General features: G+C 72.8%; 10 protein-coding genes and 1 pseudogene. 5 read left to right on the top strand and 6 right to left on the bottom strand.

Annotation, left to right across the window (positions count from 1 at the left end):
* A partial coding sequence (locus ACFYW7_RS26100) for a maltotransferase domain-containing protein (RefSeq protein ID WP_389506428.1) occupies positions 1 to 756 on the bottom strand: 756 nt, incomplete at its 3' end.
* A 119-nt stretch (positions 757 to 875) separates the two neighbouring features.
* A pseudogene (locus tag ACFYW7_RS26095) lies at positions 876 to 1,067 on the bottom strand (DUF5133 domain-containing protein); the annotation flags it as partial.
* Between the two features lie 304 nt (positions 1,068 to 1,371).
* Here ACFYW7_RS26095 and ACFYW7_RS26090 point away from each other — a divergent pair.
* The 3 genes from ACFYW7_RS26090 to ACFYW7_RS26080 all read left to right on the top strand — a co-directional run bounded on the left by ACFYW7_RS26090 (position 1,372) and on the right by ACFYW7_RS26080 (position 6,457).
* Positions 1,372 to 1,887, top strand: coding sequence for a pep a2 (locus ACFYW7_RS26090; protein WP_389506426.1), 516 nt, complete (start codon positions 1,372 to 1,374; stop codon positions 1,885 to 1,887).
* A 293-nt stretch (positions 1,888 to 2,180) separates the two neighbouring features.
* Complete coding sequence (locus tag ACFYW7_RS26085; protein WP_389506424.1) at positions 2,181 to 4,781, top strand: helix-turn-helix transcriptional regulator; 2,601 nt, start codon at positions 2,181 to 2,183, stop codon at positions 4,779 to 4,781.
* Positions 4,782 to 5,059: 278 nt separating this feature from the next.
* Complete coding sequence (locus tag ACFYW7_RS26080; RefSeq protein WP_389506422.1) at positions 5,060 to 6,457, top strand: FAD-binding oxidoreductase; 1,398 nt, start codon at positions 5,060 to 5,062, stop codon at positions 6,455 to 6,457.
* Between the two features lie 21 nt (positions 6,458 to 6,478).
* Here the strand turns inward: ACFYW7_RS26080 and ACFYW7_RS26075 are convergent, their stop codons facing one another.
* The 4 genes from ACFYW7_RS26075 to ACFYW7_RS26060 form a co-directional block, all read right to left on the bottom strand.
* A complete protein-coding gene (locus tag ACFYW7_RS26075) occupies positions 6,479 to 7,288 on the bottom strand; it encodes an SAM-dependent methyltransferase (protein WP_389506420.1) in 810 nt (269 codons plus the stop codon).
* A gap of 56 nt (positions 7,289 to 7,344) precedes the next feature.
* Complete coding sequence (locus ACFYW7_RS26070; RefSeq protein ID WP_389506418.1) at positions 7,345 to 7,857, bottom strand: hypothetical protein; 513 nt, start codon at positions 7,855 to 7,857, stop codon at positions 7,345 to 7,347.
* 137 nt (positions 7,858 to 7,994) lie between these two features.
* Positions 7,995 to 8,231 (bottom strand): DUF397 domain-containing protein, encoded by a 237-nt coding sequence (locus ACFYW7_RS26065; protein WP_389506416.1) that lies wholly within the window; start codon positions 8,229 to 8,231, stop codon positions 7,995 to 7,997.
* Positions 8,232 to 8,234: 3 nt separating this feature from the next.
* Positions 8,235 to 9,101: a helix-turn-helix domain-containing protein gene (locus tag ACFYW7_RS26060; protein WP_389506414.1), complete on the bottom strand. Its 867-nt coding sequence runs from the start codon at positions 9,099 to 9,101 to the stop codon at positions 8,235 to 8,237.
* A gap of 255 nt (positions 9,102 to 9,356) precedes the next feature.
* Between ACFYW7_RS26060 and ACFYW7_RS26055 the strand changes: the two genes are divergently transcribed.
* Positions 9,357 to 10,397, top strand: a complete 1,041-nt coding sequence (locus ACFYW7_RS26055; protein WP_389506412.1) for an ATP-binding protein — start codon at positions 9,357 to 9,359, stop codon at positions 10,395 to 10,397.
* Entirely contained in the window at positions 10,394 to 10,966 is a 573-nt protein-coding gene (locus ACFYW7_RS26050; RefSeq protein WP_389506410.1) for a DUF6624 domain-containing protein, read from the top strand. The genes ACFYW7_RS26055 and ACFYW7_RS26050 overlap by 4 nt, the downstream gene beginning before the upstream one ends.
* Positions 10,967 to 11,153 lie beyond the last annotated feature (187 nt).

Below are 11,153 nucleotides of genomic sequence, written 5' to 3'. Positions count from 1 at the left end.
GTAGACGACGTCGAAGCCCATCTCCGCGATCGCGGGCAGGCGTTCGGCCGCGGTACGGAACGTGCCGTGGACCGGCGGGTCCGACCGCCCGCTCTCCGCCCGCCCGCTCTCCGCCCGCCCGCTCTCCGACCGGGGGAAGAACTCGTACCAGGCGCCGTACAACGCCCGCTCCCGCTCCACCAGCAACGGCAACGGGAGGGACCGGGTGAGCCGTTCGCGGAGCGGATGCTCCGCGAGGACGGCCTCCACCTCCGGGGCCAGGGCCGCCGCGAGCCGGTCGGCGGGGGCGCGGGAGTCGTCGCGCAGAGTGTCCGCGGCGGCCGTCACCGCGTCCCGGCCGGGGCCCTCGGGGACGCCGGCGGCGGCCCGTTCGTACAGTGCGGCGCCCTCTTCCAGGACGAGGCCGACATCGATCCCGGCCGGGATCTTGACCTCGGCGGAGCGCCGCCACCCGGTCACCGGATCGCTCCACGCCTCGACGAGGTAGGTCCAGCGGCCCGTCTCCGACGGCGTGACACGGGCGCCCCAGTGGTCGGTCCCGGGCGCCAGTTCGCGCATCGGCGTCCACGGGCCGGGGCGGCCGTCCGGACCGCGCAGCACGACGTTCGCGCCGACCGCGTCGTGACCGTCGCCGAACACGGTGGCGGTGACGGGGAAGGTCTCGCCGACGACCGCCTTCGCGGGCCGTCTTCCGCACTCCACGACCGGCCGCACGTCCATGACGGGGATTCGGCCGCTGTCCGTGTTCGCGTCCATGCGTTTCGCCTCCGCGGTTCCGGGCCGACTCGTCGTTGCCGCCGGAGGCCCTTCCTGTGCGGCCCTCGGGGCCGTGGTCCAGATCGGCACGGATCGACTCAGATCCGTGCCGGAACGTCCTGCAGATAGACCTCGGCGGCGTTCGCCGCCTCCCGCGCGCAGCGCTTCCCCATCAGGACGCACAGGGTGTATCCGGTGTTCTCGAAGTTCCCCCGCACCACGTGGTCGGTGGGAGCCGCGAGAAGACGGCGTTCCCATGCCCGGTAGCGCTCCAGGTGCCGGGCGACCTCGGCTTTGGCAGGCAGCAGCATCACGCTGGTCACCTTCCCGATCTCTCGACCGCGCACGGCTCGCCTGGCCGGCGAGTGAGGGCCTGTACGCGAAGGGGAGCCGGTCCGTCACGGAGCGACACCCTCACTCATGGTGCCTGTACCGCGACCGAGCGTCTTGTTGGCTCTTCAACCACATTGAAGGTGCTCTCGTGTTGCACGAATGGAGTAGCACTCCCACTCTGGGAGTCACTCAGGAGCGATCGGCGCTCACGCTTCGTACTCGGGGCCCGGTCCCGCAGGGGGCGAGGAGGAGCGAGAGCTTCGCCGGTGAGGAGCCAACGCGATGAAAGCCGCAGTTCCCTGCTACTACCACCTCGACGTGGAGCTCAGCCCGGAAAGGGTCGGACAGGTCGAACGGATACTGGCCGCACACCTTCGGTACTGGAACCTGGAGAACCTCGTCGAGTCCGTCTGCCACTGCGCGGAAGCCCTGCTGCGCACCATCGAGCAGCACTCGGCGGACAAGAACACGACCATCGAGATGTGGTGGAACGGTCAGCACCTCATCGCCGCCGTCTCGGACAACAGCCAGGACATCCGCCCGCACCGGGCGCCGCAGGGCTGCCTGGCCCGGATCGCGGCCCTGAGCGACGGCTGGGGCTGCTGCGCCACCGGAGTCGGCGGCAAGATCATCTGGTTCTCCTGGCGGGCCCGCGCCGCCGAACACGCCCCGCTGGACCCGCCGCTGCCCGCGCCGAGCCTGCGCGAGGCGCGCCGGACACCCCGGTACACGGTGCTGCCGGAGCCCGCGCTCGCCGCCGTCCGTGACGGAGCCGGGGCGGTGGCCGCACACGGGTGAACCCGGCGGGACGCGGGGCCGCGACCCTCGTGGCGCGGTCCCGCGGGAGCCCGGGAACGCACAGCGTTCCTCCCGCCGGGGGCGGTGCGGGACGGGAGAGGTTCACCCATTTCGCCGAGCGCGTCGATGCCGTTCTGATCGACGCGCTCGGCGACGTCCGGACGCTCCGACCGCCACGACCGCGCCGGCTCCGGCAGCGGGGACGTGCCGCTCCCGTCCGCTCGGGCCGCCCCGCCGGGCGGTGGGTTCGCCGAGACCGCACCCGCCCGGGCGCCGCGTGCCAGAATTGCGCCGTGGATCGGGGGATCCTCGAAAGAGATCGTGAGCTGGGCCGACTGGCTGTCGCGGCGCGCGAGGCGGCCGCCGGCGCCGGATCCGTGGCGCTCGTTTTCGGCGAGGCGGGCATCGGCAAGTCCAGCCTGGTCAAGGCCCTGCCCGCGGTGCTGCCCGACGCGGCGCGCGTGCTGCTCGGCGAGTGCGACGACCTCGTGACGCGACGCCCGCTCGGACCGTTCCGCGACCTCGTCGGCAGCGTCGGCGCGGAGCTGGCGCGGGCCCTCACCGAGGGCGGCGACCGCCATCGGGTGTACGACGCCCTGCGCGCCGAGCTGAGAACGGCGCCGCATCCCGTCGTACTCGTCGTCGAGGACGTGCACTGGGCCGACGAGGCGTCGCTGGACGCCCTGCGCTTCCTCGTCCGCCGGGTGGAGAGGCTCCCGGCACTGCTCGTGCTGACGTACCGTGACGACGAGTTGGACCGCGAACACCCGCTGCGCCACCTCCTCGGCCAGGTGTCCCGGGCCGGGCGCGTGCACCGGCTGCCGCTGAGCCGGCTCTCCGAGGCCGCCGTGCACCGGCTGAGCGCGGCCGGCCGGCTCGATCCCGCCCAGGTGTACGAAGTCACCTCGGGCAACCCGTTCTTCGTCGCCGAGGTGGTGGCGGCCGGTGGTACCGGGGGTGTGCCACCGACGGTCGTCGACGCCGTGCTGGCCCGGCTGCGGGGACTGGACGACGACACCCGGGACGCGCTGGAGCAGCTGGCGGTGGTGCCGTCCGCCGTCGAACGCCCTCTGGCCGAGACGCTGTTGCCCCAGGGGATGGGCGCGCTGGCCGCCGCCGAGCAGCGCGGCCTCCTGATCGTCACTCCCCAACGGGTCGGCTTCCGGCACGAGTTGATCCGCCGTGCGGTGGCCGACTCGCTGCCCGTCGCCCGGCGGATCGAGCTCAACCGGGAGGTGCTCGCCGCACTCGTCGCGACGCCGGGCTCCGACGCCGCCCGGATCGTCCACCACGCGGCCGAGGCGGGTGACACCGAGGCCGTCGCACGCTACGGCCCGGACGCCGCGCACGACGCGGTCCGCGCCGGCGCCCACCGTGAGGCGGCCGCGCACCTGCGTCTGGTGCTGGAGCGGAGCGACGGCCTCGGCCCGGCCGAACGGGCCGGACTCCTGGAGCGGTACGCGATCGAGAGCTACACCATCGCCGACTCCGCCGCCGCCCTGCGCGCCGAGCGCGAGGCGGTCGCCCTGCGCCGATCGCTCGGGGACGCCCGCGCCCTCGGCGCCGACCTGCGCTGGCTGTCCCGCATCCAGTGGTGGGCCGGGGACGCCGGGGAAGCGCGCGCGGCCGCGCGGGAGGCCATCACCGTCCTGGAGGAGGCGGGCGACGACCGGCTCCTCGCGCTCGCCCTCAGCAACACCTCCCAGCTGCACATGCTGTCCGACCGGCACACGCAGGCCGTCGCCTTCGGCGAGCGCGCCATCGAACTGGCCCGCCGGACCGAGGACGGGGAGATCCTCGCCCACGCCCTCAACAACGTGGGAACCGCCCGCTGGCGGGCCGGCGACCCGCTGGGCCGGGCCCAGTTGGAGGAGAGCCTGAAGGTGGCCCTCGGGGCGGGCCAGGTCGAACACGCCTGCCGGGCGTACGCCAACATCATCTGGACCCTCCTGGAGAACCTCGAGTACGCCGAGGCGGACCGCTTCCTCGCCCCGGCCATGGAATTGGCGGACCGCGCCGAACACCTGGGCTTCCTCAGCTACCTCCATGTCGAACTGGCCATGCGCCGGCTCGCCGCCGGCGCATGGGACGAGGCCGAGACGTACGCCGAACTCGGCGCGCACGACTTCGCGCCCGCCCGGTGTCCCGCGCTGACCGTGCTGGCCCGGGTACGGGTGCGCCGCGGCACCGGGGGAGCGGACGAACTGCTCGCGCGGGCCGGGGAGATCGCGGAGCGCAGCGCGGAACTCCAGCGCACCGCTCCGGTGGCGGCGGCCCGCGCGGAGTCGGCCTGGCTGCGCGGCGCGCACGACGCCGTCGTCGCGGCGGCGGCCCCCGTCTTCGAGGAGGCCTGCCGGCTGTCCGCGATCCCCTACCGCGCGGAACTCGGCTACTGGCTCACCAAGGCAGGGAGGCGCGTTCCCGAGGACCCGTCCGGACATCCGTACGTGCTCCAGGCCGCGGGCGACTGGCGGGAGGCGGCCCGGGCCTGGCAGGACGCGGGATGTCCGTACGAGCACGCCGCCGCGCTCGCCGAGAGCCCCGACCCCGACGACAAGCTCGCCGCCCTCGCCGAGCTGGACGCCCTCGGCGCGGCACCGCTCGCCAAGCTGGTCCGCGTCGAGCTGCGCGCCATGGGGCTGTGCCGGATCCCGCGCGGCCCGCTCCCGGTGACCCGGGAGAACCCCGCCGGCCTCACCGAACGGCAGGCCCAGGTCATGCGGCTGCTCGCGCGGGGGCTGACCAACGGCGAGATCGCCGAACTCCTGGTCGTCTCGGTCCGCACGGTCGACCACCACGTGTCCGCCGTCCTGGACAAGCTCGGTGTACGCACCCGACGCCAGGCCGTCGCCCGTGCCGGGCGGCTCGGCCTCCTGCCGCCCGGTGAGACCTAGGTCCTGTCGTCACCTTCCCGTCGTCGCCCGGAGGGCGGCCCTGCGGCGAGTGGGGGTGCCCCCTGCTCGCAGAGCTCGGGGGAGCGTGCAGGGTGTCGCGGGGCAGGCGGGATGGTGACGACAGGGCCTAGGCAGTCCCGGTGGCCGAGCTGGGTGGTGGCCACGGATGTAGGCTGGTTCTGAATCGGGCTAGAACGGGCACATCGGACCCATCGGCGGGGACCGGCCAAGCGCCCGGACACCGGCACCTGGAGCGGCCCCCAGATACGGGGATGCACATGTCCATCTCACCGGCACAAGCGGCACGCCAGGAACTGTCCGGGTTCAAAGGGCAGTTGATCGGCCCGGAGGACTCCGGGTACGACGAGGCCCGTGCCGTCTACAACGCGATGATCGACCGGCGCCCGGCCCTGGTGGCGCGGTGCGCCGACGCGGACGACGTGGCGCGGGTCGTCTCCTTCGCCCGTGACCACGCTCTTCCGCTCGCGGTGCGCGGCGGCGGCCACCACGGGGCGGGGCTGAGCACCTGCGACGACGGTGTGGTCCTCGACCTCTCCGGGCTCAAGGACATCGAGGTCGATCCGGCCGCCCGCACGGCCCGGGTCGGCGGCGGCAGCCTCCTGGGCGATGTCGACCGCGCCACCAACGAGCACGGCCTGGCGACACCGAGCGGCATCATCTCCACCACGGGGGTCGGCGGCATCACCCTCGGCGGCGGTCTCGGACACCTCACCCGCAAATACGGCCTCGCCATCGACAACCTGCTGGAGGCCGAGCTGGTTCTGGCGAGCGGCGAGCGCGTGCGGGCGAGCGCGGACGAGAACACGGACCTCTACTGGGCGATCCGCGGCGGCGGCGGCAACTTCGGCGTCGTCACCTCCTTCCTGTTCCGGCTGCACGAAGTGAGCACGGTGGTCGCCGGACCCACCTTCTGGCCCGTCGAACTCGGAGCCGAAGTCCTCACCGCCTACCGCGACTTCATCCCGCACGCGCCCCGCGAGCTGGGTGCCTTCTTCCTGTTCGGCTCGGTCCCGCCCGGGCCGCCGTTCCCGGAGGAGATCCATCTGAAGAAGGTCTGCGGTGTGGTGTGGTGCCGCGTGGGGGAGGACGCCGAGGCGGCGGCCGCGGACATGGCACCGCTGCTCGGGGCGCTTCCCGAGCCGCTGCTGCACGGCCCGGCGCCGATGCCGCTCCCCGCGATCCAGTCGGCGTTCGACGGCGTCTACCCGCCCGGCGACCAGTGGTACTGGCGAGCGGACTTCGTCGACGAGATTCCCGCCGAGGCCGTCGACCTGCACGCCAAGTTCGGTGCCGAACTGCCGACCTGGAAGTCGACGATGCACATGTACCCCATCGACGGCGCCGTCCACGACGTCGGCCCGACGGACACCGCCTGGAGCTATCGCGACGCCCGGTGGGCCTCCGTCTTCGCCGGCGTGGACTCCGACCCGGCCAACGCCGACCTCGTCAGGCGGTGGAGCGTGGACTACTCCGACGCGCTCCACCCGTACTCCGCGGGCGGCGCGTACGTCAACATGATGATGGACGAGGGCCAGGAGCACGTGCGGGCCAGCTACCGCGACAACTACGCCCGGCTGGCCAGGGTGAAGGCGGCGTACGACCCGGGCAACCTGTTCCGGCTCAACCAGAACATCGAGCCGGACGCGTCCGGCTGACGACGGTTCGGGCGGGTCCGCTCACGGTTTGCGGGCCACGCCGCCGTGGACGTCCGTGGGCTCGGGCGAGCTGCCGGGCTCCGGACGCCACAGCGGGCAGGACACGATGCCGGGCTCGACGAGTTCGAGACCGTCGTAGTACGCGCCGATCTGGTCGGGGCTGCGCAGCACGTACGGGATCGCGCCCGTGTCGTCGTAGCCCTGCTGGGCCTCCTTGAGCGCCGCGTCGGTGTCCGTGCTGTCGTAGTGCACGAAGTAGCTGCCCGGCGGCAGGGCCGCCTGGAGGCGCCGCACCACCGACTTGGCCTCCTCGTAGTCCTGGATGTGGCCGAGGATGCCCATCAGCATCAGGGCGACGGGCCGCGAGAGGTCGAGGACGCCGGACGCGGCTTCGACGATCTTCTCGGGCTCGTGCAGGTCCGCGTCGATGTAGTCGGTGACGCCCTCGGGGGTGCTCGTCAGCAGCGCCTGGGCGTGGCGCAGCACCAGCGGGTCGTTGTCCACGTAGACGATGCGGGACTCGGGGGCCACGCGCTGGGCGACCTGGTGGGTGTTGTCGTACGTGGGCAGGCCGGTGCCGATGTCGAGGAACTGGCGGATGCCGCGCTCGCCGGCCACGAAGGTGACGGTGCGGATCAGGTAGTCGCGCGAGGCGCGGGCCATGGTCTCGATGTTCGGGGCGGCTTCGCGGTACGCGTCACCGGCCGCCCGGTCCACCTCGTAGTTGTCCTTCCCGCCCATCCAGTAGTTCCAGATGCGAGCCGAGTGCGGCACCGTGGTGTCGATCTTGGACAACGCGTCCTGGCCGGGGGTGGGACGGACGTCTGCCATGCGAGTTCTCCTGCCGTGCGTCACGCGGTCGGTTCTCCAACCTATCGTCAACCTGCCTACATATAAGGCGAGTTGGTGAAGTGGGACGCGGGAGGCCGACCGGGTGCGGGTGCGGGTGCGGGTGCGGGTGCGAGGAGCGGGTGGCTCGGGTCCCCGGTGTCGAGGGTGACGACGGGGACGTGCTGGGCCAGGGTGCGCAGGACCCGCTCGTAGGCGCGGACCGCCTCGACGTCGTCCGTCCCGCCCGTCACGTGCACCAGCGCGCCGTCGCGTTCGGCCACCGCCTCCGCGAAGTCGAGCGCCTGGATCCAGGTCACCCGGGACCGCCCCCGGCGCAGCGGCCCGTAGACCAGCTCGTGGACGAGGCCGCCGTCGACGGCCAGCCGGCCCGGTGCGGACAGGAGTTCGCGGTACGGCTGGGTCGGATCCACGTGGTGCAGGTGCTCGTGGAAGCTGCGGATCACGAACCGCAGGCGGGCCAGTTCGGCGAGCAGACCGCCGCGGTCGAGACCGTCGGGACCCTCGACGACAAGGGTCCGGCACCGCGTGAGGGCCTGGTGGAGGATCATGACCGTACCCACTCCCTCCGGGACGACGGGTTCGCTCGGGGTGGGGGGGACAACCCGCACGGCGGGAGAGTGCGTGCGGGTTGTCCGGTCGTGGGGGCGTGGTCGCGCCCTGTGCGGAGTCGCGGCGCCGGCGCCGCTCAGGAGATCAGGAAGTCGGCCTGCCCGGACTTGGCGCCCTCGATGAACGCGGCCATCTCGGCGCGGGAGCAGATCAGCGCGGGACCCTCGGGGTCCCGCGACTGGCGCAGGGCGACGCTGCCGTCCGGAAGCCGCTTGGCCTCGACGCAACTTCCGCCGTTGGTCCCGCTCCAGGGCTTGTGCCAGCCCTCGGTTCCCAGATCGGCCGCGGACACCCCGCTGTGCACGGGTCCCATGGATCACAACTCCTTACGCAGTTCACCCAGGATGGCCCTGGTCCGGGCGACCGGCTCCGCCTGCACGGACATCCGGTCCAGTACTTCGAGATAGCTGACGACGTCGTCGGGCCGGTCGACGTAGACCGCGCCGACCAGGCTCTCCGTGTAGACGACGTCGGGGAGTTCGGAGAAGCCGAAGCGGAAGTGGTGGAACGGACCGAACGCGCCCGGGTGGGCGCCCACGCCGAAGCGCATGATCTGGATCCGGACCTTCGGCAGGTCCAGGACCTCGTCGAGCCGGTCGAACTGCGCCCGGATCACCTCGGGCCCGCCCACCGGCCGGCGCAGCACGGTCTCGTCGAGAATCGCCCAGACCGCCGGGGCCTGCGGCTTGGCGAGCAGGTCCTGACGCCTCATCCGCAGGGCGACGCGGCGGGCGATGTCCTCCTCCGGCTCGTTGGGGAAGCCGACACGCATCAGCGCGGTGGCGTAGTCGTGGGTCTGCAACAGGCCCGGAACATAGTGGGGTTCGTAGAGCCGGATGACGCTGGCCTCGCTCTCCAGGCTCACGTAGGCGCTGAACCACTCCGGCAGCACATCGCGGTACTTGTACCACCAGCCCTGCTGATTGGCCTCCCTGGCCAGGGCGAGAAAGTCGTCGACCTCCGCCGCCTGGACCCCGTAGGCGCGGAGCAACTCCCTGACGTACGGGATACGGAGACCGACCTCGGCCTTCTCGATCCTGCGGACCGTCAGAGGCGTGACCTCGATGGCGCGGGCCGCCTCCTCGAAGGACACTCCCGCCCGTTCCCGCAGCTGCCTGAGCCGCCTTCCGAGAACCATCCGCAGGACGGTCGGCGCGCTGCCGCCGGAGCGGTTCTCGCTCACGTGCCACCTCCCGGGAAGGGCCGTCACCGCGTGCAGTGTGCCACGCGGTCGATGACTGTGACAGAGCGTCGCGGATCGTTCTGAAATTATCAGAACGCAGGTTGCACAGGGAGTGCGTGAGCGACGATAGTGATCGAGTGACGTGTCGCACATTCGGCGACGATCACGCTCAACTGCACTCGGTCACACCAGAGTTGATATCTCGGCAGGGACGGTCCGGGGCGCAGCCGCACAGGGATGTGAGGCGATGGTGAGATGGCCACCGTGACCGACGGACCGGCGGGGAACACCGGCGGGACCCCCGTGGAGGGCAATCGGGTGCCGGCGGCCGCGCTCAAGGAAGCGGGCTGCTCCCGCGCCTCCCCGGCCCTGCGGGTCAACGAACTCGGACGTCGCCAGGGCGCGGATTCCCCCTACGGCAAGGCGTCGGTGACCCGCTGGCTCCATGGTCACCAACCACGCTGCGGCACACCGGAGTCGATCGCGACGGTGTTGTCCGAGCGGCTCGGCCGGGCGATGTCCCCGGCGGACCTCGGCTTCCACTCCGATCACCAGCGTCCGGTCGCGAGCGGGGCGCTCGGCTACGGCGAGGACGTGACGGCATCCAGGGCGCAGCGACGCGGGCCGTCGCCCTCCCCGGATCCCGGGGCCCGGGATCCGCGCCCCGAGACGCGGGCGGCGGAACCGGACGTGTGCGCGGCCGACGACGACACGGACCGTTCCCGGCCCGCCGAACCGGCGGGGACCTCCACGCCGGACGCCCGGGCACCCGTCTCCGCGGCGGATTCGGCACCGTCCGGGGTTCCAGGCCTTCCCGGCTTCCCGGAGGCCAACGCGTCCCCCACGTCCTTCGAGCCGGACGGGCCCCGGAGCACCCCTTCGGCTCCGCCGCGCGCGGCACACGTCCTGAGGACGACGATCGCGGCCCGTCCCTCGCGGGCGCCCGGTGTGCGGGCCAGGGTCGCCGGACACCTCGTCCGTCTGCGGCTGCCGTCAGGGCGCGTCGGCGACGCGGTTCTCGCGACCGGCGAGCTGTTCGTCAACGCGATCGAGCTCGGCAGCCCGGACCGCGGCGACACCGTCACCGTCGAGCGCGGCCGGGGCGAACTGCGCGTCTGCGTCGCGGACCGTTCGTCCGTCCTGCCCGCCAGACGAACGGCGGGCGGGGCCGAGGAGGCGGGAGGTGGACCGACGATCGTCGCCGTGCTGACGGACGACCGGGGCGTCGCCCCGGCCGACCCGGGCACCCGGGGGAAGAAGGCGGGGTTCTCGATGGCGCTCCGGGGGGAGTCGTGAAGGTCTCCCCGGGACACCTGGCCAGGGAGGCGGAGGCACGCCCCGGGGGACCGGGCGGCGCGTCGATGGTCCCGGGCCTCGCGACGGCCCTCGCGCGCGAGCTCGTACGCCGGGCCGACGAGGAGCGGGGCCTGATGCGCCGGGCGCGGGAGCGACCCGCCGGGCCCGCGCGGGACGCCCTCGCCGCCTGCCGCGCGGGGAACGCCGAAGCGCTCGGGGCGATCGTCCGGCGGCACGGCTGGCCGGCCGCCGACCGGGTCGGCGCACCCGCCTCCACCGCGGCTCTGATGATCCTCCTGCACGCGCCGGACCTCGGCCTCCAGCTCGGCTGCCGGGACCTGATCGCCCAGGCCGCGGCCGACGGACGCTGTCCAGCCCTGCACCACGCCTACATCGCCGACCACTGCGCCGTAGAACTGGGCCTGCCGCAGTACTACGGCACCCGCGTCGATCCCCTCACCCTGCGCCCCTATCCCGTCCGCCGTCCCGGGACGGTCGACGAGCGCCGCCGCGATGTCGGACTGGGCCCGCTCGACGAACAGCTGAGGCTCCTGCGCGACGGCACGTGAGACGTCCGGGAAACGTGATGTGCAGCACGCGTGGAAATGTCCTTTTCCGGCGCCCGGGAAAGGTTCTGGCTGGGCACGGCTTGATCGTCGATCAAGAAAGGGGAAATCGCTGGCCACGGCATGTGCGGCGCATTTGACACCTCGTCCAGGGCACAGATAGGAACAGCTCTCTGAAGTGGAGAGGTGA

This window comes from Streptomyces sp. NPDC002580, from assembly GCF_042889485.1.
Classification (GTDB): domain Bacteria; phylum Actinomycetota; class Actinomycetes; order Streptomycetales; family Streptomycetaceae; genus Streptomyces.
The sequence above is the reverse complement of the archived record's forward strand: the minus strand, read 5'-3'. Positions and strand labels throughout refer to the sequence as shown.

Coding starts and splice junctions, on each gene's coding strand:
- ACFYW7_RS26070 (WP_389506418.1), bottom strand. CDS start 7,857: ATGATCCTCCACCAGGCCCTCACGCGGTGCCGGACCCTTGTCGTCGAG.
- ACFYW7_RS26090 (WP_389506426.1), top strand. CDS start 1,372: ATGAAAGCCGCAGTTCCCTGCTACTACCACCTCGACGTGGAGCTCAGC.
- ACFYW7_RS26065 (WP_389506416.1), bottom strand. CDS start 8,231: ATGGGACCCGTGCACAGCGGGGTGTCCGCGGCCGATCTGGGAACCGAG.
- ACFYW7_RS26075 (WP_389506420.1), bottom strand. CDS start 7,288: ATGGCAGACGTCCGTCCCACCCCCGGCCAGGACGCGTTGTCCAAGATC.
- ACFYW7_RS26080 (WP_389506422.1), top strand. CDS start 5,060: ATGTCCATCTCACCGGCACAAGCGGCACGCCAGGAACTGTCCGGGTTC.
- ACFYW7_RS26055 (WP_389506412.1), top strand. CDS start 9,357: ATGGCCACCGTGACCGACGGACCGGCGGGGAACACCGGCGGGACCCCC.